Source organism: Streptomyces sp. NPDC004031, from assembly GCF_053604375.1.
In genome coordinates this window covers 1-21,293 of record NZ_JBSGHL010000090.1, presented here as the reverse complement: position 1 = coordinate 21,293, position 21,293 = coordinate 1, and the positions used below count along the sequence as shown (strand labels likewise).

The following is a 21,293-nucleotide window of genomic DNA, read 5'->3' as shown; positions in this document are numbered from 1 at the left end:
ACCCTCAGCCAGATCGACGCCCGTATCCCGCAGGCGCACGTGCTCAAGCGGGACGTGCCGACCGGCTGGGCGGTCAAGGGCTCGGTCATGCGGCGCCTCCCCGGTCACGGCGTCGGCCAGCGCGCCCAGCACGGCGACGAGCCCGAGCCCCCCGGCGTCCACGACCCCGGCCTCGCGCAGCACGCCGAGTTGTTCCGGCGTCGTGGCCAGCGCCTCCCGCGCCCCGCGGTGCGCGGCCCGCACGACCCGGCCGAGGTCCGCGGCGGCGCCCTGTGCCGGGCCGGCCTCGGTCGCCTCCAGAGCCGTCGCCGCCGCGGTCGCCGCCGCCGCGGCGACCGTGAGCATGGTGCCCTCCGCCGGGTGGGCGACCGCCTCGTAGGCCGAGTCGGCGGCCGTGCGCAGAGCCCGGCACAGGGCGGCGGCGTCCGGCTGGGGCGCCGGGTCGGCGGCGAGGGACTCGTTCATGCCGCGCAGCAGTTGCGCCAGGATCGTGCCGGAGTTGCCGCGGGCGCCGATGAGGGCGCCGTGCGACATCGCGCGGAAGGCCTCCGGCAGGGACGGCCGGGCCGCCGGGTCCGCCGCGGCGTGGGCGTCGCACACCGCGTCCACGGACTGGGCGGCGGATTCCACGGTGAGGTAGAGGTTCGTCCCGGTGTCGCCGTCGGCGACGGGGTAGACGTTGATCGCGTCGATCTCCTCGCGGGCGCGGCCCAGGGCCGCGAGGGCGAGCCGGCACCAAGTGCGCACCGTGGGTGCGTCGAGCGAGGGCGGCACGGATCCTCCAGCGAGCGCGACAACTGCGTCCGAGCCTATCCGGCCCCGCTCGGGCGGGGGTTCGCGGCGCCGCCGCCCGCCCGGGGAGCGGGCCGGGACGCAGGTCGCGGCGGGGGGCCGGAGGGCGCGGGGCGGGGGCACCGGGCGGGGCATGGTAATTTCGTAGGAGCCGCGCAGGCGTTGTATGCTGCTCCGGTTGCCTGGGGTCTCTCCGGGCTTTTCCTCGTAAATGCATCTGAAGTCTTTGGAGTGTCCCGTGGCTGCCAACTGCGACGTCTGCGGCAAGGGGCCGGGCTTCGGCAACAGCATTTCCCACTCGCACCGCCGTACCCCGCGTCGTTGGAACCCCAACATCCAGCGGGTGCGCGCGGTCGTGGGGAAGACGCCGAAGCGGCTCAATGTCTGCACCTCGTGCATCAAGGCCGGCAAGGTCTCGCGCTAGCGAGTGGCCCGTTGCCGCGTGGAAACACGCGGCAGTCGTACCGCAGCGGCGCGGCCTTCCGGCTTCGCGAAGCCGGCTCACCGATGGTGGGCCGGCTTTTTGCGTGCCCTGATAAGTTTTGGTGCCCGGGTGTGAAGGTGCCACTGCGCCCCGCTACCCGCGGAACGCCGGGTCGACCGGACCCGTGCCCGTGCCGAGCGGGTAGCCGGCGGTGATCGCGGCGGTCACGAAGGCCTTGGCGAGCGCGGCCGCCTCGGGGACCGGGCGGCCGTGGGCGAGGTGGGTGGCCAGGGCTGTGGCGAGGGTGCAGCCGGTGCCGTGGGTGTGGGCGGATGGGTGGCGCGGGGCGCGGAACCAGTGCTCGGTGCGGCCGTCGCTGAGCAGGTCGGGGGCGTCGGCGGCGGGCAGGTGGCCGCCCTTGACGAGGACCCAGCGCGGGCCGAGGGCGAGGACGGCCCGAGCGGCGGCGCGCATGCCGTCCTCGTCGGTGACGGTGACGCCGGTGAGCCGGGCGACCTCGTCGAGGTTGGGGGTGACGACGGTCGCGAGCGGCAGCAGCCGGTCGCGTACGACAGCGGTGGCGTCCTCGTGCAGCAGCGCCTGGCCATGGCTGGAGACCCCGACCGGGTCGACGACGACCGGTACGCGGACGTCGCGCAGCAGGTCGGCGACGGTGCCGGCCGTCCGCGCCGAGCCGAGCATGCCGGTCTTGACGGCCTGCACCCCGATGTCGTCCACGACCGCGCGGAACTGCGCGCGCACCGCGTCCGGCGGCAGCTCCCAGGTGCCGTGCACGCCGTGCGAGTTCTGCGCGGTGACCGCGGTGACGACGGTCGTGCCGTGGGCGCCGAGCGCGGTCGCCGTCTTGAGGTCGGCCTGGACGCCGGCCCCGCCGCCGGAGTCGGATCCGGCGACGGAGAGCACCCGTACGGGCGTGGGCGCGGTCACGCCCGTCACGCGTCCGGGCCGAAATGGTCCCAGCCGCCCGCCTTCTCCCAGGGCGCGCCGTCCACGGTGACCTGCGGGGCGCGTCCGGAGGGGGCGCTGACCGCGCCGATGACGCGCCAGCGGGCGGGGAGCTTCACGTCGGGCGGGAAGGTCGCGACGATGGCGTGGTCCTCGCCGCCGGTGAGCACCCAGTGCAGCGGGTCGACGCCGACGGCCTGCCCGATGTCGGTCATCTGGGCGGGCACGTCGATGTCGGCGGAGCGCAGGTCGATGTCGGCGCCGCTGGCGGCGGCGATGTGCCCGAGGTCGGCGACCAGGCCGTCGCTGACGTCGGTCATGGCGGTGGCGCCCAGCTCGGCGGCGGCCGGTCCGGCGTGGTACGGCGGCTCGGGACGGCGGTGGGCCTCGACGAAGGCGCGCGGGGAGCGGAAGCCGCGGGAGAGGACGGCGAGCCCGGCGGCGGACCAGCCGAGCCATCCGGTGACGGCGACGACGTCGCCGGGACGCGCCCCCGAACGGGTGACGGCGGAGCGGTTGCGCAGGTCACCCAGCGCGGTGACGGCGACCGTGATGGTGTCGCCGCGGACGACGTCCCCGCCGACGACGGCCGCGCCGGCCACCTGGCACTCGTCGCGGATGCCGTCCATCAGCTCGACCGGCCAGGTGGCGGGCAGCTCGACGGGCACGACGAGGCCGAGCAGCACCGCGGTGGGGACGGCGCCCATGGCGGCGATGTCCGCGAGGTTCTGCGCGGCGGCCTTGCGGCCGACGTCGTAGGCGGTGGACCAGTCGCGGCGGAAGTGCCGGCCCTCGATGAGCAGGTCGGTGGTGGCCACCACCCGCCGGTCGGGGGCGGCGACGACGGCGGCGTCGTCACCCGGGCCGATCTTCACGGCCGGGGTCGAGGTGAGGCGCGAGGTCAGCTCCCTGATGAGCCCGAACTCCCCCAGCTCCCCCACAGTGCCCTTCATCTGTTCCGTCCCCTCTGGTTTTCCGCTCGCGTGCTACCGCGCGCATCGGCGTCAATCGGCGTTTCTCGGCGTCAATACGGGGGTCAGGTACCGCGCGGGTCTCCCCGCCGTGCGCGACGACGCGATAACGTGGCGTCCCCCTTCCCACATGATCCTCGTAGCCGCCCTGGAGGTTCCGTGGTACAGGCCTACATCCTGATCCAGACCGAGGTCGGAAAGGCCTCGGCAGTCGCGGAGGTGATCTCCAAGATCGACGGCGTCATCCAGGCCGAAGACGTCACCGGACCCTATGACGTGATCGTCCGGGCCCAGGCGGACACGGTCGATGAACTGGGCCGCATGGTGGTGGCCAGAGTCCAGCAGGTGGACGGCATCACCCGGACCCTCACCTGCCCCGTGGTCCATATCTAGCCCCCGATATGCTCGCCCGGTGGCACTCTTCCACCGGGTCGTCCTCGTCAACATCGCTGCCGTCTCCTGCCTCGCGGCGGTGGCGGCGTACGGCTTCGCCGTCTCCGGTAACGGTGACGGTACGGTCGCTGTGCCGGTTCCTGATCCCCTGACGTCGAGCTACTGCCGCGCGCTGCACGAAGCTCTGCCGCAGCGCGTCGGCGGGCTCCCCCGGCATGATCTCAAGCCGGAGTCCGATCTGACCGCCGGGTGGGGTGATCCGGCGATCGTGCTGCGCTGCGGGGTGCCACGGCCCGCGGTGGACGACGACCCGGAGGCCGACGGCGTCGACGTGGACGAGGTGGGGTGGTCCGTGGAGCACGTCGAGAACGGCGCGCTGCGCCTGACCACGACGTACCGCAAGGCGTACGTCGAGGTGACGCTGCCGGAGAAGTACGCGGGGGACGTCGGTCCGCTGACCGACCTGGCCGGCGCGGTGCAGCGGACCGTCCCCTCCACGGTGTGACGTCCCCGCGGTGCCTCCCGTACCGCGGGCGGTACCGCAGGGACGTTTCCGCGGGGGCGGCGGTTCAGCGCAGGCCGGTGGAGCGGCGCAGCGCCGCCTCGATGAGCCGGTCGACCAGCTCCGGGTACTCCACACCGCTCTCCTGCCACATCCGCGGGTACATCGAGATGGGGGTGAAGCCCGGCATGGTGTTGATCTCGTTGATCACGAACTCGCCGTCCTCCCGCAGGAAGAAGTCGGCGCGCACCAGCCCCTCGCACGACGCGGCCTCGAACGCCGCGACCGCGAGCCGCTGCACCCGCGCGGTCTCCTCGGGGGTGAGCGGCGCGGGCACGATGCCCTCGGCGGAGTCGATGTACTTCGCCTCGAAGTCGTAGAAGGCGTGCTCGGTGACCGGCGGGATCTCGGCGGGCACCGACGCGCGCGGCCCGTCCTCGAACTCCAGCACCCCGCACTCGATCTCCCGGCCGCGCACCAGCGCCTCCACCACGACCTTCGGGTCGTGCCGGCGGGCCTCGGCGATGGCGGCGTCCAGCCCCTCGGGGCCGTCGACCTTGCTGATGCCGAAGGAGGAGCCGCCGCGGGCGGGCTTCACGAACAGCGGCCAGCCGTGCTCGGCGGCGAAGGCCAGCACGCCGTCGCGGGCGGCGGCCCGGTCGCGCTCCCAGTCGCGCGGGCGGATCACCGTGTACGGGCCGACGGTCAGCCCGAACGAGGTGAAGATCCGCTTCATGTACTCCTTGTCCATGCCGATGGCCGAGGACAGGACGCCCGCGCCGACGTAGGGCACGCCGGACAGTTCCAGCAGGCCCTGGAGCGTGCCGTCCTCGCCGTACGGGCCGTGCAGCAGCGGGAAGACGACGTCCACCTCGCCGAGCGCCTTGGGTACCGCGCCCGCCTCGGTGTAGACGACCTCGCGGTTGCCCGGGTCGACGGGCAGGACGACGGCGCCCTCGTGGTCGGTGACCTGCTCCACGGTGGGCATGGTGCGGTCGGCGATGGCCATCCGCTCGGGCTCGTCGGCGGTGAGGGCCCAGCGGCCCTCGCCGGTGATGCCGATCGGCAGGACGTCGTACTTGGTGCGGTCGATGGCGCGCAGCAGGCTCGCCGCGGTCACCACCGAGACACCGTGCTCGGAGCTGCGGCCGCCGAAGACGACGGCGACCCGCGGTTTGCGGACGTACCCGCCCGGGGACGGGGCCGCGGGGGCGGCGGCGTCCGGGCTCTGGCTGTGGGGTGAAGGCAGGTTGGTCATGTCGCGTCGACCTTACCTTTCGGACTTCGCGGACCGTGACATCAATTCCCGCACGGCCACGACCGGCGGCTTTCCGTTGTGCACGATATCGACCACGGTCTCCGTGATCGGCATGTCCACGCCGTGGCGACGCGCGAGTTCGGCCACCGACTCGCAGGACTTGACGCCCTCCGCCGTCTGCCGGGTGACGGCGATGGTCTCGGCCAGGCCCATGCCGCGGCCGAGGTTGGTGCCGAAGGTGTGGTTGCGGGACAGCGGCGAGGAGCACGTGGCCACCAGGTCCCCCATCCCCGCGAGCCCGGCGAAGGTGTACGCGTCGGCGCCCATCGCCAGGCCCAGCCGGGTGGTCTCGGCCAGGCCCCGGGTGATGAGCGAGGCCTTGGTGTTGTCGCCGAGCCCCATGCCGTCCGCGATGCCGACCGCGAGCCCGATGACGTTCTTGACGGCGCCGCCCAGTTCGCAGCCGACCACGTCGGTGTTGGTGTACGGGCGGAAGTAGCCGGTGTGGCACACGGTCTGGATGCGCCGGGCCACGGCGTCGTCCGCGCACGCGACGACGGCGGCGGCGGGCTGCCGCTGGACGATCTCCGGGGCCAGGTTGGGACCGGAGAGCACCGCGACGCGCTCCGGACCCGCCTTGGCGACCTCCTCGATGACCTCGCTCATCCGCTTGGCGGTGCCGAGTTCGATGCCCTTCATCAGGCTGACCAGCACCGCGTCGGGGCGCAGCAGCGGCGCCCACACGGCCAGGTTGCCGCGCAGCGTCTGCGACGGCACGGTGAGGAAGACCATCTCGGCGTCCCGCGCCGCCTCGGCGGCGTCGGCGGTGGCGGTGACGGCGGCGGGCAGTTCGAGCCCGGGGTGGCAGTCGGGGTTGCGCCGCGTGGTGTTGATGGCCTCGGCGACGGACGCCCGGCGGCCCCACAGCGACACCTCGCACCCCGCGTCGGCCAGGATCATGGCGAAGGCCGTGCCCCACGACCCGGTGCCGAAGACCGCGCAGCGTGCCGTCACTTGCCCTCCCGTGCCGCGCGCGGGTCGAACAGCCCCTCGGGGGCGGGTTCGCCGCGCACCTCGGCGAGCAGCTCGGTCACCGCGCGCATGATGACCGCGGTGACCTCGCGCAGCACCTCGGCGGTGGGCTCCTGGTCGTAGTAGGCCGACAGGTCGACAGGCGGTCCGGCCAGCACCCGCAGCGTCTTGCGCGGGAAGAGCCGGACGCGCTTCTCCTTGGCGTACGGCGGCACGGCCTCGTTGGCGCCCCACTGGGCGACCGGGACGACCGGGGCCCGGGTCATGAGCGCGACGCGGGCGATGCCGGTCTTGGCGATCATGGGCCACTGGTCCGGGTCGCGGGTGAGGGTGCCCTCGGGGTAGAAGGCGACGCATTCGCCCTTCTCGATGGCCGCGACGGCGGCGCGGAAGGCGTTGGCGGCGTCGGCGCTGTCCCGGAAGACCGGGATCTGGCCGGTGCCGCGCAGCACCGACCCGACGAACTTCGGCTTGAACAGCGCGGCCTTGGCCAGGAAGCGCGGGACCCGCCCGGTGTTGTACTGGTAATGCGCGTACGACAGCGGGTCGAGATACGAGTTGTGGTTGACGGCCGTGATGAATCCGCCGTCGGCCGGAATGTGCTCCATTCCGCGCCAATCCCGCTTGAACAGCGCAATGAGCGGCGGTTTCACGATGACGGCCGCCAGGCGGTACCAGAAACCGATTCTGCGGCCAGACACCCGGACTCCTCTACGTTGCGGTGGCGCTGCCGCTCAGCATCGCGGCTACCAGAGACTAACGCCAGGGCCGCGGCCGCCGCGGGGCACCTCTGGCACTCGGTGACAATGGAGCGGTGGATGGTCCGGTGGATGTGACGCTGCGGTGGTCGCTGGTCGTGCCGCTCAAGCCGCTCGCGCTGGCCAAGAGCCGGCTCGCGGACGCGGCGGGGCCCGGACGTCCGGCGCTCGCGCTGGCCTTCGTCCTCGACACGGTCGCGGCGGCGCTGGCCTGCCCGCGCGTGGCGGACGTCACGCTGGTCACCGACGACCCGCTGGCCGGGGCGGAGGCGGCCGCGCTGGGCGCGCTGCTGCTGCCCGACCTGCCGGCGGCGGGGCTGAACGCGGCGCTGCGGCACGGCGCGCGGCGGGTGCGCGACCGGCGGCCCGGTGCGGCGGTCGGGGCGCTCAACGGCGATCTCCCGGCCTTGCGGCCCGCGGAGCTGGACGAGGTGCTGGCGCAGGCCGCGGGGGCGCCGGGGCGGGCTTTCCTGGCCGACGCGGCCGGTGTGGGGACAACCTTGCTGACCGCGTCGCCGGGCGTGCCGCTCTCCCCCGGCTTCGGCGGCGCCTCCCGGGCCCGCCACCTGGCGTCCGGGGCGCGGGAGATCACCCTGCCCGCGGTGCCCTCGGTGCGCCAGGACGTGGACACCGGCGCCGACCTGGACGCGGCCCGCGCGCTGGGCCTGGGCCCGCGCACCGCGGCGCTCTTCCCGGCCCGTACGGCGTGAGCGGGCGCCCTCCCGGGCCTGCGGGCACCCCGTAGGCTTGGGGCCATGCAAGCCACCGCGTTCACCTTTGACCCCGGCACCCGCGAGGGCAGCGTGCTGCTGGACGACGGGACGCCGGTGCCCTTCGACGCGGCGGCCTTCGACGCGGGCGGCCTGCGGCTGCTGCGCGCGGGCCAGCGGGTGCGGATCCGCACCGAGGGCGAGGGGGCCGCGCGGCGGGTGGTCTTCGTGACGCTCCAGACGTATCCGGACCCGGGCGCGTAACCCGAGCGCGTAACCCGGGCACGGCGCGGGCCGGGTCACCCTGCGGGTGCCCGGCCCGGTGCGGTTGTCCGGCGGGGGTCTTCCGGGAGCCCCCGGGTCCTGCGGGGCCGGCCGTGGCGGCCGCGCGGCCCGGACGGCGCCCCGGCGGCGGTGGAGGCGGCCTACCTGGCGGCCGCGCGCTTGGCGGTCGTCTTGCGGGCCGCGGTCTTCTTGCCCGGGGTCTTCTTGGCGGTCGCCTTCTTCGCCGGGGCCTTCTTGGCGGCGGTCTTCTTGGCCGCGGTGGTCTTCTTCGCCGCGGTCTTCTTGGCCGCCGTGGTCTTCTTGGCGGCGGTCTTCTTCGCGGTGGTGGCCTTCTTCGCCGCGGTCTTCTTCGCCGCCGTGGCCTTCTTCGCGGCCGCCTTCTTGGTGGTGGTCCGCGCGGTGGTGGAGGCGCCGCCGGTCAGGCTGCCCTTGGGGGCCTTCTTGACCGAGACCTCGCCGCTGCGCGGGAGCTTCTTCGCGCCGCTGACCAGGTCCTTGAAGCCCTGCCCAGCGCGGAAGCGCGGCACGGAGGTCTTCTTGACCCGGACCCGCTCCCCGGTCTGGGGGTTGCGGGCGTAGCGGGCGGGACGTTCGACCTTCTCGAACGAGCCGAAGCCGGTGACCGACACCCGGTCGCCGGCCACCACCGCGCGGACGACCGCGTCGAGAACCGCGTCAACCGCGTCCGCGGCGTTCTGCCGCCCGCCCACCTTGTCGGCAATCGCTTCTACGAGCTGCGCCTTGTTCACGTCTTCCCCTTCGGAAACTTGCCCGGCGAATGAGTGCGGGCCTTTTCGCACGCTAGGGGGATATATACCGCAAATCAAATACGAAACGGGCGAATCACCCTTGTGCCGCAACACGATCAGGGTTTGGACGATCACCTGTCGGGGATTTTGAGGGCGTCCAACTCGGCGGTCAGCACGTCGAGACGCCGGGCCGCGTCGGCGAGGTCGTGCTTGGCCGCGGCGGTCACCGCGAGCAGCCTGCGGGTCAACTCCCGCCTGGTCTCATCAGGGACTTCGGGATTGGCGACGCGAGTGTGCGCCTGCTTCAGCCGCGCGGCGAGAACCCCGTAGAGCTGGAGTTGGCCGTCGGGTTCCATGCGTCGATTGTGCCATCTGCGGCGAGTTGTCAGGCCTGACAGGGCCAACCGGGTGTTCCGGGACCCGCGGACCGGTCTTTTGGACGAGCGCGCGCACCGCCGCGGGGCGCGCGGGAACGGCAGAGCGCCCCCCGCGGGATCGCGGAGGGCGCTCGGATGGTGCCTGGTGCCGGGGACCGGCAGGTGCTCAGACCCGGACGGTGCTGGGCTTGAAGGACGGCCGGCCGGCCTCGTAGGCGGCGATGTCCGACTCGTTGGCCAGCGTCAGGCTGATGTCGTCCAGCCCTTCCAGCAGCCGCCAGCGGGCGTTGTCGTCCAGCTCGAAGGACGCGGTCACGCCCTCGGCGCGGACCTCGCGGGCGACCAGGTCGACGGTGATCTCCGCCGCCGGGTCGGCCTCGGTCAGCTTCCACAGCGTGTCGATGGTCTCCTGCGGCAGCACGACCGTGAGCAGGCCGTTCTTGAGCGAGTTGCCGCGGAAGATGTCGGCGAAGCGGGACGAGAGCACGGTCTTGAAACCGTAGTTCTGCAGCGCCCACACGGCGTGCTCGCGGGACGAGCCGGTGCCGAAGTCGGGGCCTGCCACCAGCACGGTGGCGCCCTGCCGCTCGGGGCGGTTCAGGACGAACTCCGGGTCCTTGCGCCAGGCCTCGAACAGGCCGTCCTCGAAGCCGTTGCGGGTGACCTTCTTGAGCCAGTGCGCGGGGATGATCTGGTCGGTGTCGACATTGCCGCGGCGCAGCGGCACGGCCCGGCCGGTGTGGGTGGTGAAGGCTTCCATCGGGGCTCAGACCTCCGTCAGTACGGGCGCGTCGGACAGGTCGGCGGGCGACGCGAGGTGGCCCAGCACCGCGGTCGCGGCGGCGACCTGCGGGGAGACCAGGTGCGTGCGGCCGCCCTTGCCCTGCCGCCCCTCGAAGTTGCGGTTGGACGTGGACGCGCTGCGCTCGCCGGGCGCCAGTTGGTCGGGGTTCATGCCCAGGCACATCGAGCAGCCCGCGTGCCGCCACTCGGCGCCGGCCGCGGTGAAGACCTTGTCCAGGCCCTCCTCGACGGCCTGCAGCGCGACCCGTACCGAACCCGGCACGACCAGCATGCGGACACCGTCGGCGACCTTGCGGCCCTGCACGACGGAGGCCGCGGCCCGCAGGTCCTCGATCCGGCCGTTGGTGCAGGAGCCGACGAAGACGGTGTCCACGGCGACCTCGCGCAGCGGCTGCCCGGCGTTCAGGCCCATGTACTCCAGCGCCTTCTCCGCCGACAGCCGGTCGCCGGGGTCGGCGAACGAGGCCGGGTCGGGCACCGACGCGCTCAGCGGCGCGCCCTGGCCGGGGTTGGTGCCCCAGGTGACGAACGGCGACAGGGTCGCCGCGTCGATCCGCACCTCGTGGTCGAAGACCGCGTCCTCGTCGGTGCGCAGCGTCTTCCAGTACGCGACCGCCGCGTCCCAGTCCTCGCCCTGGGGAGCGTGGACACGGCCCTCCAGGTAGTCGAAGGTGGTCTGGTCCGGGGCGATCATGCCGGCCCTGGCGCCCGCCTCGATCGACATGTTGCACACGGTCATCCGGGACTCCATCGACAGCTTCTCGATGGCCGAGCCGCGGTACTCGATGACGTAGCCCTGGCCGCCGCCGGTGCCGATCTGCGTGATCACGGCGAGGATCAGGTCCTTGGCCGTGACGCCCTCGGGCAGCTCCCCGTCGACGGTGACCGCCATGGTCCGGAACGGTGCCAGCGGCAGCGTCTGGGTCGCCAGCACGTGCTCGACCTGCGAGGTGCCGATGCCGAACGCCAGCGCGCCGAAGGCGCCGTGCGTGGAGGTGTGGCTGTCACCGCACACCACCGTCGTGCCCGGCTGGGTCAGGCCCAGCTGCGGGCCGACCACGTGCACCACGCCCTGCTCGACGTCGCCCAGCGGGTGCAGCCGCACGCCGAACTCGGCGCAGTTCTTGCGCAGCGTCTCCAGCTGCGTGCGGGAGACCGGGTCGGCGATCGGCTTGTCGATGTCGAGGGTCGGGGTGTTGTGGTCCTCGGTGGCGATGGTGAGGTCGGTGCGGCGCACCTGCCTGCCGTTCATCCGCAGCCCGTCGAACGCCTGCGGGCTGGTCACCTCGTGCAGGAGGTGGAGATCGATGAAGAGCAGATCGGGCTCGCCTTCGGCGCGGCGGACGACATGGTCGTCCCAGACTTTTTCCGCGAGTGTCCTACCCATCGCTGTCCCTCCGGCCTGGAGCGTCGTCGACCCCGGCCAACTCGGTGTGGTGTTCCTGCGCTGTCCTCCCAGCCTGCCGGGTTCCGGGAGAAATTGAACTTGCGTTTCAGAGTGTGAGACGCGAATATCGTTGCATGGACAACTCTAGCGGCGTCGGCGTTCTCGACAAGGCCGCTCTGGTGCTCAGCGCACTGGAGTCAGGACCGGCCACCCTGGCCGGGCTTGTCGGCGCCACGGGTCTCGCCCGCCCCACCGCGCACCGGCTGGCGGTCGCGCTCGAACACCATCGCATGGTGGCCCGCGACATGCAGGGCCGCTTCATCCTCGGCCCGCGGCTCTCCGAGCTGGCCGCCGCCGCCGGCGAGGACCGGCTGCTCGCCACGGCGGGCCCCGTCCTCACGCATCTGCGGGACGTGACCGGCGAGAGCGCCCAGCTCTACCGCCGGCAGGGCGACATGCGCATCTGCGTCGCCGCCGCCGAGCGGCTGTCCGGACTGCGGGACACGGTGCCGGTCGGCTCCACGCTGCCGATGAAGGCCGGCTCGGCCGCGCAGGTCCTGATGGCCTGGGAGGAGCCCGAGCGGCTGCACCGCGGGCTGCAGGGCGCGCGCTTCACCGCGACCGCACTGTCCGGCGTACGGCGCCGCGGCTGGGCGCAGTCGATCGGCGAGCGGGAGCCGGGTGTGGCGTCCGTCTCGGCCCCGGTGCGCGGGCCCTCGAACCGGGTGGTGGCCGCCGTGTCGGTCTCCGGCCCGATCGAGCGGCTGACCCGGCACCCGGGCCGTATGCACGCGCAGGCCGTCGTGGACGCCGCCGCGCGGCTCTCCGAGGCCCTGCGCCGCTCCGGCTGACCCCTCCCCCGTCCTTCCGCCCGCCCGGTCCGCGCCGACGACGCCGTGGACCGGGGGGACGCGTGACGCGGATCACCGCGCGCGGGACGGATCCGCGGACGCCCGTACCCGGCCCGGAAAACACCGGAGCCCGCCGCGACTGGCGCGACGGGCTCGGTTTCGCATGTTCTGCGGATGCGTACCCCCGACCGGATTCGAACCGGCGCTACTGCCTTGAGAGGGCAGCGTGCTAGGCCGCTACACAACGGGGGCAGGCCTGGCGATCCTGTCATCGTCCCGACCGGGAGCGACCCGATGAGAACGGAGTGAAGGATCAGTACCCCCGACCGGATTCGAACCGGCGCTACTGCCTTGAGAGGGCAGCGTGCTAGGCCGCTACACAACGGGGGCTCGCACGAAACGCGCTGGGGTACCAGGACTCGAACCTAGAACAACTGAACCAGAATCAGCCGTGTTGCCAATTACACCATACCCCACCAAAACGCAACCCCTGCGGGTCTTGTTCGGCTTGCGCTTCCGGTCCGGGCCTTTCGGCCTCTCCGGCGGCGCAGGAAGAACATTACCCGATCAGGGACACCGCACCAAAACGAGTATCGGGACGGAGCATCGCGGCCAGCTCGCCGAGCCCGGTGATGCGGGTCAGGTCGGGGCGGCCGCCGCTGCCGCGACGGTCCAGCCAGATGCCCAGCAGGCCCGCGTCCATGGCCCCGCGGGCGTCGATGTCCGGCTCGTTGCCCACGTACGCGACCTCCTCCGGCGCCAGTCCCAGGGCGTCGCAGGCGGCGTGGAAGGCGCCGGGGTCGGGCTTGTGCAGGCCCAGCTCGGCGGCGCACAGCAGCACCTCGAAGCGGTCGCGTACGCCCAGGGCGCGCAGCTTGCGGTCCTGGTGCGCGAAGGCGGAGTTGGAGAGCACCGCGTGCCGGTAGCCGGCCGCCAGGCCGTCCAGCGCGGGCAGCGCGTCCGGGAAGAGCGCCCAGGCGGCCTCGTAGTGCAGCCGGTGCCGCTCGAACCACTCCTCGGCCTCGTCGTCGGGCAGCGGGACGCCCAGGAAGTCCCGTACCCGGTCCCAGCGCTGCCCGTCGAAGCCGGTCTCACCGGCGGCGAACCGCTCCCAGTGCAGCACGGTCAGGTCCCGCCAACGGTCGAGGGCCTGCCCGACGTCGTCGTAACCGTCGGGCAGGCCCTCGTGTGCCAGGTGCTGCCGCATGCCGGCGCGCTCGGCACCGGCGTAGTCGAAAAGCGTGTCGTCTATGTCCCACAGCACCGCACGTATCGCCATACCGGCCAATCTAACCGGGCCTGGCGGCGGACGCCGGTGCTGCGCCCGCTGTGCGCCGGTGGCGTGCACCCGGACCGGCCGGGGCACGCCCCCGGTCAGCCCGCGAGCCGGGCCAGGGCGCGGTCGATGCGGGCCAGCGAGCGCTCCCGGCCGAGCACCTGGAGGGACTCGAACAGCGGCAGCCCCACCGTGCGCCCGGTCACCGCGACCCGCACCGGCGCCTGCGCCTTGCCGAGCTTCAGCCCGTGCGCCTCGCCGGCGGCCAGCACGGCCTCCTTGAGCGCCTCGGGGCTCGACCAGTCGGCGTCCGCCAGCTTCTCGCGTGCGGTGGCCAGCAGGGCGTCGGAGCCCTCCTTCATCGCCTTGGCCCAGGACGCCTCGTCGTCGGCGGGCTCGGGCAGGAAGAGGAAGTCGACGTTGGCGGTGATGTCGGACAGCACCGTCAGCCGGGTCTGCGCGTAGGGCGCGATGACCTGCCAGGCGGCCTCGTCGAAGTCCTCGGGGGCCCAGGGCGCGTACGGGGCTCGCAGCCACGGGCCGCAGGCCTCGGCGAAGGCGGCCGGCTCCAGCAGCCGGATGTGGTCGGCGTTGATCGCCTCGGCCTTCTTCAGGTCGAAGCGCGCCGGGTTGGCGTTGACGTCCCCGATGTCGAACTTCGCGACCATCTCGTCCTTGGAGAAGACGTCGCGGTCGGCGGAGAAGGACCAGCCGAGCAGCGAGAGGTAGTTCAGCAGCCCCTCGGGCAGGAAGCCGCGCTCGCGGTAGAGGTTGAGCGAGGACTCCGGGTCGCGCTTGGACAGCTTCTTGTTGCCCTCGCCCATCACGTACGGCAGGTGCCCGAAGCTCGGGGTGTACTTCGCCACGCCCAGCTCGGTGAGCGCCTCGTACAGGGCGATCTGCCGCGGGGTGGAGGACAGCAGGTCCTCGCCGCGCAGCACGTGGGTGATGCCCATCGCGGCGTCGTCGACCGGGTTGACCAGGGTGTAGAGCGGGGCGCCGTTCGCCCGCACGATGCCGTAGTCGGGGACGTTCTCCGGGCTGAAGGACAGCTCGCCGCGCACCAGGTCGGTGAAGGTGATCGTCTTGTCCGGCATCCGGAAGCGGACGACGGCGCTGCGGCCCTCGGCGGTGTAGGCGGCCACCTGCTCGGCGGTCAGGTCGCGGCAGTGGCCGTCGTAGCCGGAGGGGCGGCCGGCGGCGCGGGCGGCGTCACGGCGGGCGTCCAGCTCCTCGGCGGAGCAGTAGCAGTCGTACGCGTGGCCGGCCTCCTTCAGCCGCCGGACGACGTCGGCGTACAGGTCCATCCGCTGGGACTGCCGGTAGGGCGCGTGCGGGCCGCCGACCTCGGGGCCCTCGTCCCAGTCGAGGCCGAGCCAGCGCAGCGAGTCCAGCAGCGCGGTGTAGGACTCCTCGGAGTCGCGCGCGGCGTCGGTGTCCTCGATGCGCAGCACCAGGGTGCCCTGGTGGTGGCGGGCGAAGGCCCAGTTGAACAGGGCCGTGCGGACCAGCCCGACGTGCGGGTTGCCGGTCGGCGAGGGACAGAAGCGGACCCGGATGCCGGAGTCCGCGGGAACGGGGGTGGGGGCGCTAGCCACGCGAGATCACCTTGTTGGTGAGAGTGCCGATGCCTTCGATGGTGACGGCGACCTCGTCGCCGGGGGTCAGCGGGCCGACCCCGGCGGGAGTGCCGGTGAGGATGACGTCGCCGGGCAGCAAGGTCATGGCCTCGCTGACGTTGACGACCAGGTCCTCGATGCGGTGGATCATCTGACTGGTGCGGCCGGCCTGCCGCAGCTCGCCGTTGACGGTCGCGGTGATCGCGAGGTCTCCGGCGCCCGCCAGGTCGATGCCGGTCTCGATCCACGGGCCGAGCGGGCAGGAGGAGTCGAAGCCCTTGGCCCGCGCCCACTGCTTCTCGGTCCGCTGGGTGTCCCGCGCCGTGACGTCGTTGGCGCAGGTGTAACCGAGGATGACGTCCTTGACCCGTTCGCGCGGCACCTCGCGGCACAGCCGGCCGATGACGACCGCCAGCTCCGCCTCGTGGTGCACCTCGTGCGAGAAGGACGGGTAGACGATGCTGTCGCCGGGCCCGATCACCGAGGTGGAGGGCTTGAAGAAGGCCCAGGGCGCGTCCGGCACCTCGTTGCCCAGCTCGGCCGCGTGGGCGGCGTAGTTGCGGCCGATCGCGACGACCTTGCTGGGGAGCACGGGGGGCAGCAGCCGTACCGAGTCGGACTGGCCCAGCGGCACCTTGGTGCCGGACAGCTCGAAGTCCGCGAAGGGGACGCCTTTGATGATGTCGACGACGAGGCCGTCCAGGCTGCCGGGACCACCCGGGCCGGACGCCGGGTCGCCTTCGACCGCGCCGAAGGCGACATTGCCGTCGATGGAGAACCTGGCGATGCGCATGAGCGCAAGCCTATCGTCCGGGGCCTTCTCGCCGGACGGAGCGTCGCCGCAGGTCAGCCCCGGGGTGCGGGGTTCAGGCGACGGGCGGCTTGGGCAGCTCGTTGAGGATGGTGCGCCGCGGGTTGGCCGTGGTGACGGGCAGCGGGCGCGCGGCGGCGGGGACCTCGGCAGCGACGGAGGTCACAGCCGAGGTGAGTTCCGAGGCGTCCTTCAGGTGCGCGAGAGTGGTACGCCGAGGGTTGGCGATCCGGCGGAACATCTGGGTGGTCTTCATCGGCGCTCGGGACCTCGCGGACTCGGGGACCCGCCGGGCGGGCCGCGGTTGACATACGGACGACTCGTGTAAACCACAACGTTAGCCGCGCCCATTCCCCGCGCCCGAGGCCGCAGTCATCTGACGGGCTGTGATTTTGCTCACGAAGTGCGTACGTTTCCCGGCATCACGGACACTCCGGCCACGTACCGGAATCCGGCAAGCGGCACCAATAGTCGCAAACCACCCGCACAAGGGGATCATCGGGGGTGGTGCACCACCTGAGTGATCTTGTCCGGAATGCCCGCAACGAGCGGAATCCACAAGATCATCGGTATACGCACGGTGGGAGCGCTGCCACCGACGGTCACGGATTCCAACAGGTCGGCTACGGGCCTTGTTGGGGGATCCGGCACTGTGCTGGAATCTCCCGGACCGCCGCATCACATCGAGCCGGCGCGCGCAGGGGGCGTGCACGAGTGCCGAGCGGCGGTGAAGGGCCCGCACGGCCTCCTCGACAGTCAGAGCGGGGTGGCCAGGGCCCCCATGACTCGACACCGTCCCTTCTGCCTCACCGCGGGGGACGCCTGGTCCAGAGGTTGCGACGCTAGTGCAGGGACGTTTCAAGAGGGACAGCGGCGCGGCGGGCGACCCGGAGCAGCAGCCCGGCGGGACCGGCAACGGTCCCGCGCAGGCGGCGAGCGACTCCGGGACGGCCACGCCGGGCACGGCCGCGGCCGGCGGACGGACGAGCACGCCCAGCGGTATCGAGGCGGGCCGGATCACCGGTCTGAACGGCAAACCCGGCACCCGAATAGCCATGCGCAACTGGCGCATCAGCACCCGGCTGGTCTCACTGCTGGCCCTGCCGGTGGTCACCGCCGGCGCGCTCGGCGGTATGCGCGTCAACACCACGCTGCAGAACATCGACCAGCTCAAGCGCCTGGACTCGCTCACCGAGATCGCCGAGAAGGCGACCGTGCTGGCCGACGCGCTGGCCGAGGAGCGCGACAGCTCCGCCGGACCGCTGTCCTCCGGTCACACCACGGACGCCGTGGCGCAGACCCGGGCCGCCACCAACCGCGCGGAGAAGGCGTACCGCACCGCGAGCGACAGCCTCAACCTCGCGTCGTCCGACGACCTCCACAGCGGTATCCGCTCCAGCCTCATCGCCATCGACGTCCAGCTCTCCGGCCTCGCGGCGCTGCGCGACAGCGCCTACGACTCCGAGACCTCGTCGATCGCCCAGACCGTCACCACGTACGACAGCTTCATCCAGTCCCTGCTGGGCCTGTCGGTCGACATGGCGCAGGCGACGCAGAACTCCGACATGGTGACCAGCACCCGTGCCCTGGCGGCCTTCTCGTCCGCCAAGGAGTACGAGTCCATCCAGCGCGCGGTGGTCAGCGCGGCGCTCGCCCAGACCAAGACCGGCTCCAAGCCGACCCTGCTGCCTGGTGACTACCAGGAGATGAAGCTGGCGTCGTCGCAGGAGGACCTCAACCTCCAGCGCTTCATGACCATCTACGGCGCCCGCAGCTCCGATCTGCTCAAGCCCATCCAGGGCGACAACGCCACGATCAACCAGCACGACAGCGACGCCGTACGCGTCGCGCGCTCCCCCGACGGCATCGCCGGCCTGACCGAGTCGTACCTGGACTGGGACGACGCCGCCAAGGCGAAGATCGACGCGATGAAGCGCATCGAGCAGTCGCTGCTGGAGGAGATGCGGCAGAAGTCCCTGGAGCTCCAGGACTCCGCCAAGCAGGACGCGCTCATCTCCGGCGCGCTCATCCTGCTGGTCCTCGGCATCGCCGTGGTCGGCGCCTTCGTCGTTGCCCGCTCGATGATCCGCTCGCTGCGCCGGCTGCAGCAGACCGCCCAGGAAGTCGCCCAGAAGCGGCTGCCCGAGCTGGTCAAGCAGCTGTCCGAGAGCGACCCGCAGGACGTCGACACCTCGGTCGCCTCGATCGGCATCAACAGCCGCGACGAGATCGGCCAGGTGGCCCGCGCCTTCGACGAGGTCCACAGCGAGGCCGTCCGGCTCGCCGCCGAGCAGGCCCTGCTGCGGGGCAACGTCAACGCGATGTTCACCAACCTCTCGCGCCGCAGCCAGGGCCTCATCCAGCGCCAGCTGTCGCTCATCTCCGAGCTGGAGTCGCGCGAGGCCGACCCGGACCAGCTCTCGTCGCTGTTCAAGCTGGACCACCTCGCGACCCGTATGCGCCGCAACGGTGAGAACCTGCTGGTCCTCGCCGGTGAGGAGCCGGGCCGCCGGTGGACCCGGCCGGTCCCGCTGGTCGACGTGCTGCGCGCCGCGGCCTCCGAGGTGGAGCAGTACGAGCGCATCGAGCTGACGTCGGTGCCGTCCGCCGAGGTCACCGGCCGCGTCGTCAACGACCTCGTGCACCTGCTCGCCGAGCTGCTGGAGAACGCCACGTCGTTCTCCTCCCCGCAGACCAAGGTGCGGGTCACCGGTCACGCGCTGCCCGACGGGCGGGTGCTGATCGAGATCCACGACACCGGTATCGGCCTGTCCCCGGAGGACCTGGCCGACATCAACGAGCGGCTCGCCAACCCGCCGACGGTGGACGTCTCCGTCTCCCGCCGCATGGGCCTGTTCGTGGTCGGCCGGCTGTCCCTGCGGCACGGCATCCGCATCCAGCTCCGGCCGTCCGACTCGGGCGGTACGACCGCGCTGGTCATGCTGCCGGTCGACGTCACGCAGGGCGCGGCCAAGGCGAACGCCGCGGCCGGCGGCGGTCAGCGGCCCGGCGCCGCGGCCCCGGCGGGCGGCCAGTCCGCGGCGGGCGCGGTCCCGTCCGGCTCCGGCGGCCCCGGCCTCACCAGCGCGTTCGGCAACTCGCCCCAGGTCGGCCGGTCCGCGCAGCGCGGCCAGGTCGCGGGCGGCGGGCAGCGTCCGGCGCTCAGCCCCGGCAACGCGCCGGGCGGCCCGGCGGGCGGCGCCCCCGGCCGCAGCGGCGGCCCGCAGCAGCCCCCGGCGCCCCGCTGGGCGGCACAGGACGGGTCGCAGAGCCAGGGCCAGGGCTTCGGCGACGAGCGCGGCCTGCCGGACGCCCCGCGCGGCCACGAGGACGTCGAGCAGGCGCCCGGCACCGGGGCCCGCGCGGACTTCCGGCAGGGCGGCGCCGACGACCCGTTCGGTGCCCGCGAGGACGGCCGCACCGGGCAGTTCCCGGCCCCGCAGCCGCAGGACACCGGCCCGAGCGGCTTCCGCTCCGACGTCTTCGGCGGCCGTTCCGGCCCGCGCCAGGGCCCCTCGGCCACCCCGAACACCCAGCCCGGCCAGGGTCAGGGCCAGGGCGGCCGCCCCGGTCAGGGCGGTCCGGGCGACACCGCGCAGTTCCCGGCGATCCGCGCCGAGGACGACTTCGCGCCCGAGGGCTTCGGCCGCGACGGCTTCGGCCAGGACGCGCCGCGGCGCGAGGACACCGGACAGTTCCCGGTCCGGCGGCAGGGCGGCAACGACCGCGACGACCGGAACGCCCCCCGCGGCCGCACGCCGCAGGAGACGTACGGCACCGGGCAGTTCCCCGTCCAGGGCCGCCCCGGCGACACCGGCCAGTTCCCGGCGCCGAACGCCCCCGACGGCACCGGCCAGTTCCCGGTCCAGGGCCGCCCCGACGGCACCGGGCAGTTCCCCGTCCAGGGCCGCCCCGACGACACCGGCCAGTTCCCGGCGCCGAACGCCCCCGACGGCACCGGCCAGTTCCCCGTCCAGGGCCGTCCCGACGGCACCGGGCAGTTCCCCGTCCAGGGCCGTCCCGACGGCACCGGGCAGTTCCCCGTCCAGGGCCGCCCCGGCGACACCGGCCAGTTCCCGGCGCCGGGCGCTCCCGGCGACGGCGGGCAGTTCGCCCGCCCCGGCCACGAGCAGTCCGACGGCACCGGGCAGTACCGGCTTCCCGCCGGTCCCGGCGCCCCCGCGGACACCGGCGGCTTCCGGGCCCCGGCGGGTCCGGGCGACACCGCGCAGTTCCCGCCGGTCCCCGCCCCGCCGCGGCCCGTGCAGCCCGGCCAGGGCGGTCCCGGTGACACCTCGCAGTTCCCGGCGGTCCGCGCCGAGGACGGCTTCGGCGGCGCCACCGGCCAGTTCGCGACCCCCGCCGCACGCCCGCAGGGCGGCCCGGCCGGGCGCGGACTGCCCCCGCAGCAGCCGTACGAGGTGCCGGGGCTCGACGGGCCGGACGGCCGTGACGCCGCCGGGCCGCAGCGCGGTCCGTTCCAGCCGCACCCGGGCCAGCCGCGCCAGGAGCCGCAGCACGCGGAGCCGATGGCGCTGCCGCCGGCGCCGACGCGCGGGGACGAGCCGACGCCGATCTTCTCGGCGATCGAGTCCGACTGGTTCCGCACGGGCCAGGCCGAGCGGATGCAGCAGATCCACGTCGAGCAGAGCGCCCAGGGCCGGCAGGCCCCCGCGCCGCGCCCGGTGGGCCGCACCGCACCGCCGCAGCGGCCCCGCACCACCGAACGCCCGGGTACGCCGGGACCGCAGGCGCGGCCCGCCGCCCCCCAGCAGGCCGCTCCCCCGCAGGTGCAGGCCGCGCCCGCGGGGCCGGTGGCGCAGCCGCTGCCGCGGGAGACGCCGAACTGGCGGACCTCGCCCAACGACGCGCTGCGCCAGCGCGCGGAGTCGGTGCGCGAGCCGTCCGCGGGCGGGGTCACCCCGTCCGGGCTGCCGCGCCGGGTGCCGCGGGCGAACCTCGTGGCCGGCGGCGCCGCCCAGGCGCAGCCGCAGCAGGGCGGTCCGCAGGTCTCCCGTGCCCCGGACGACGTCCGCGGCCGGCTGACCAACCTCCGGCGGGGTATCCAGCAGGGCCGGCAGGCCGGTGGCGGGACCACCGACGGCCGTGGTTTCGGTACGAATCATCAGGAGCGTTAGTTGAGTGCGATGAGCCAGGCGGCACAGAACCTGAACTGGTTGATCACCAACTTCGTGGACAACACCCCCGGGGTGTCCCACACCGTGGTGGTCTCCGCCGACGGCCTGCTGCTCGCGATGTCCGACGGATTCCCGCGTGACCGCGCCGACCAGCTCGCCGCCGTCGCCTCAGGACTGACCTCGCTGACCG

General features: G+C 73.3%; 22 protein-coding genes and 3 tRNA genes. 8 read left to right on the top strand and 17 right to left on the bottom strand.

Annotation, left to right across the window (positions count from 1 at the left end):
• Window positions 1-774: DAK2 domain-containing protein (locus tag ACWERV_RS34725; RefSeq protein WP_452940706.1), on the bottom strand; the 774-nt coding region annotated here is incomplete at its 3' end.
• A gap of 256 nt (window positions 775-1,030) precedes the next feature.
• Here ACWERV_RS34725 and rpmB point away from each other — a divergent pair.
• Window positions 1,031-1,216, top strand: coding sequence for a 50S ribosomal protein L28 (rpmB, locus tag ACWERV_RS34720; RefSeq protein ID WP_033173090.1), 186 nt, complete (start codon window positions 1,031-1,033; stop codon window positions 1,214-1,216).
• A gap of 153 nt (window positions 1,217-1,369) precedes the next feature.
• On the opposite strand, the gene thiD is transcribed toward rpmB, so the two are convergent.
• Together thiD and ACWERV_RS34710 are read right to left on the bottom strand one after the other, a co-directional pair.
• Window positions 1,370-2,173, bottom strand: coding sequence for a bifunctional hydroxymethylpyrimidine kinase/phosphomethylpyrimidine kinase (gene thiD / locus ACWERV_RS34715; RefSeq protein ID WP_452940703.1), 804 nt, complete (start codon window positions 2,171-2,173; stop codon window positions 1,370-1,372).
• The gene (locus ACWERV_RS34710) at window positions 2,170-3,135 is read right to left on the bottom strand and encodes a thiamine-phosphate kinase (protein WP_398186827.1); all 966 of its coding nucleotides are present in this window, start codon (window positions 3,133-3,135) and stop codon (window positions 2,170-2,172) included. Before ACWERV_RS34710 ends, thiD begins: the two co-directional genes overlap by 4 nt.
• A 177-nt stretch (window positions 3,136-3,312) precedes the next feature.
• Here ACWERV_RS34710 and ACWERV_RS34705 point away from each other — a divergent pair, with 177 nt between their 5' ends.
• Complete coding sequence (locus ACWERV_RS34705; protein WP_205043521.1) at window positions 3,313-3,546, top strand: Lrp/AsnC family transcriptional regulator; 234 nt, start codon at window positions 3,313-3,315, stop codon at window positions 3,544-3,546.
• 19 nt (window positions 3,547-3,565) lie between these two features.
• Window positions 3,566-4,051: a DUF3515 domain-containing protein gene (locus tag ACWERV_RS34700; RefSeq protein ID WP_398186831.1), complete on the top strand. Its 486-nt coding sequence runs from the start codon at window positions 3,566-3,568 to the stop codon at window positions 4,049-4,051.
• 64 nt (window positions 4,052-4,115) lie between these two features.
• On the opposite strand, the gene ACWERV_RS34695 is transcribed toward ACWERV_RS34700, so the two are convergent.
• Genes ACWERV_RS34695 through ACWERV_RS34685 form a run of 3 tightly spaced genes read right to left on the bottom strand, consistent with a single transcriptional unit; the run spans window position 4,116 to window position 7,039 of the window.
• Window positions 4,116-5,306 (bottom strand): D-alanine--D-alanine ligase family protein, encoded by a 1,191-nt coding sequence (locus ACWERV_RS34695; RefSeq protein WP_398186834.1) that lies wholly within the window; start codon window positions 5,304-5,306, stop codon window positions 4,116-4,118.
• A gap of 12 nt (window positions 5,307-5,318) precedes the next feature.
• Complete coding sequence (locus ACWERV_RS34690; protein WP_452940700.1) at window positions 5,319-6,320, bottom strand: NAD(P)H-dependent glycerol-3-phosphate dehydrogenase; 1,002 nt, start codon at window positions 6,318-6,320, stop codon at window positions 5,319-5,321.
• Window positions 6,317-7,039 carry a lysophospholipid acyltransferase family protein gene (locus tag ACWERV_RS34685; RefSeq protein ID WP_398186839.1) on the bottom strand — a complete coding sequence of 241 codons (723 nt, stop codon included), beginning with the start codon at window positions 7,037-7,039 and terminating at the stop codon, window positions 6,317-6,319. Before ACWERV_RS34685 ends, ACWERV_RS34690 begins: the two co-directional genes overlap by 4 nt.
• A gap of 113 nt (window positions 7,040-7,152) precedes the next feature.
• On the opposite strand from ACWERV_RS34685, the gene cofC reads away from it, so the two are divergent.
• On the top strand, window positions 7,153-7,806 hold the full coding sequence (gene cofC, locus ACWERV_RS34680) for a 2-phospho-L-lactate guanylyltransferase (RefSeq protein ID WP_452940698.1): 654 nt from the start codon (window positions 7,153-7,155) through the stop codon (window positions 7,804-7,806).
• A 45-nt stretch (window positions 7,807-7,851) separates the two neighbouring features.
• Entirely contained in the window at window positions 7,852-8,070 is a 219-nt protein-coding gene (locus ACWERV_RS34675) for a hypothetical protein (RefSeq protein ID WP_398186844.1), read from the top strand.
• Window positions 8,071-8,231: 161 nt separating this feature from the next.
• On the opposite strand, the gene ACWERV_RS34670 is transcribed toward ACWERV_RS34675, so the two are convergent.
• From ACWERV_RS34670 to leuC, 4 genes are all read right to left on the bottom strand, one after another.
• Complete coding sequence (locus ACWERV_RS34670; protein WP_452940696.1) at window positions 8,232-8,840, bottom strand: HU family DNA-binding protein; 609 nt, start codon at window positions 8,838-8,840, stop codon at window positions 8,232-8,234.
• 131 nt (window positions 8,841-8,971) lie between these two features.
• On the bottom strand, window positions 8,972-9,196 hold the full coding sequence (locus ACWERV_RS34665; protein WP_452940694.1) for an SCO5555 family protein: 225 nt from the start codon (window positions 9,194-9,196) through the stop codon (window positions 8,972-8,974).
• A gap of 187 nt (window positions 9,197-9,383) precedes the next feature.
• Window positions 9,384-9,977: a 3-isopropylmalate dehydratase small subunit gene (gene leuD / locus ACWERV_RS34660; RefSeq protein WP_452940692.1), complete on the bottom strand. Its 594-nt coding sequence runs from the start codon at window positions 9,975-9,977 to the stop codon at window positions 9,384-9,386.
• A gap of 6 nt (window positions 9,978-9,983) precedes the next feature.
• Complete coding sequence (leuC, locus tag ACWERV_RS34655; RefSeq protein ID WP_452940690.1) at window positions 9,984-11,408, bottom strand: 3-isopropylmalate dehydratase large subunit; 1,425 nt, start codon at window positions 11,406-11,408, stop codon at window positions 9,984-9,986.
• A 134-nt stretch (window positions 11,409-11,542) separates the two neighbouring features.
• Between leuC and ndgR the strand changes: the two genes are divergently transcribed.
• Complete coding sequence (ndgR, locus tag ACWERV_RS34650) at window positions 11,543-12,259, top strand: IclR family transcriptional regulator NdgR (protein WP_031518929.1); 717 nt, start codon at window positions 11,543-11,545, stop codon at window positions 12,257-12,259.
• 179 nt (window positions 12,260-12,438) lie between these two features.
• Here the strand turns inward: ndgR and ACWERV_RS34645 are convergent.
• The 7 genes from ACWERV_RS34645 to ACWERV_RS34615 form a co-directional block, all read right to left on the bottom strand.
• Window positions 12,439-12,511, bottom strand: a tRNA-Glu gene (locus ACWERV_RS34645).
• 65 nt (window positions 12,512-12,576) lie between these two features.
• Window positions 12,577-12,649: transfer RNA gene (locus ACWERV_RS34640), tRNA-Glu, on the bottom strand.
• 14 nt (window positions 12,650-12,663) lie between these two features.
• Window positions 12,664-12,735: transfer RNA gene (locus ACWERV_RS34635), tRNA-Gln, on the bottom strand.
• Between the two features lie 83 nt (window positions 12,736-12,818).
• Window positions 12,819-13,538 carry an HAD family hydrolase gene (locus tag ACWERV_RS34630; RefSeq protein WP_452940688.1) on the bottom strand — a complete coding sequence of 240 codons (720 nt, stop codon included), beginning with the start codon at window positions 13,536-13,538 and terminating at the stop codon, window positions 12,819-12,821.
• A gap of 95 nt (window positions 13,539-13,633) precedes the next feature.
• Window positions 13,634-15,133 carry a glutamate--tRNA ligase gene (gene gltX, locus ACWERV_RS34625; RefSeq protein WP_452940686.1) on the bottom strand — a complete coding sequence of 500 codons (1,500 nt, stop codon included), beginning with the start codon at window positions 15,131-15,133 and terminating at the stop codon, window positions 13,634-13,636.
• Window positions 15,126-15,947, bottom strand: coding sequence for a fumarylacetoacetate hydrolase family protein (locus ACWERV_RS34620; protein ID WP_452940685.1), 822 nt, complete (start codon window positions 15,945-15,947; stop codon window positions 15,126-15,128). The genes gltX and ACWERV_RS34620 overlap by 8 nt, the downstream gene beginning before the upstream one ends.
• Before the next feature lie 73 nt (window positions 15,948-16,020).
• Entirely contained in the window at window positions 16,021-16,221 is a 201-nt protein-coding gene (locus ACWERV_RS34615; protein ID WP_452940683.1) for a hypothetical protein, read from the bottom strand.
• 589 nt (window positions 16,222-16,810) lie between these two features.
• Between ACWERV_RS34615 and ACWERV_RS34610 the strand changes: the two genes are divergently transcribed.
• The gene (locus ACWERV_RS34610; RefSeq protein WP_452940681.1) at window positions 16,811-21,103 is read left to right on the top strand and encodes a nitrate- and nitrite sensing domain-containing protein; all 4,293 of its coding nucleotides are present in this window, start codon (window positions 16,811-16,813) and stop codon (window positions 21,101-21,103) included.
• On the top strand, window positions 21,104-21,293 hold a 190-nt coding region (locus tag ACWERV_RS34605), incomplete at its 3' end, for a roadblock/LC7 domain-containing protein (protein WP_452940679.1).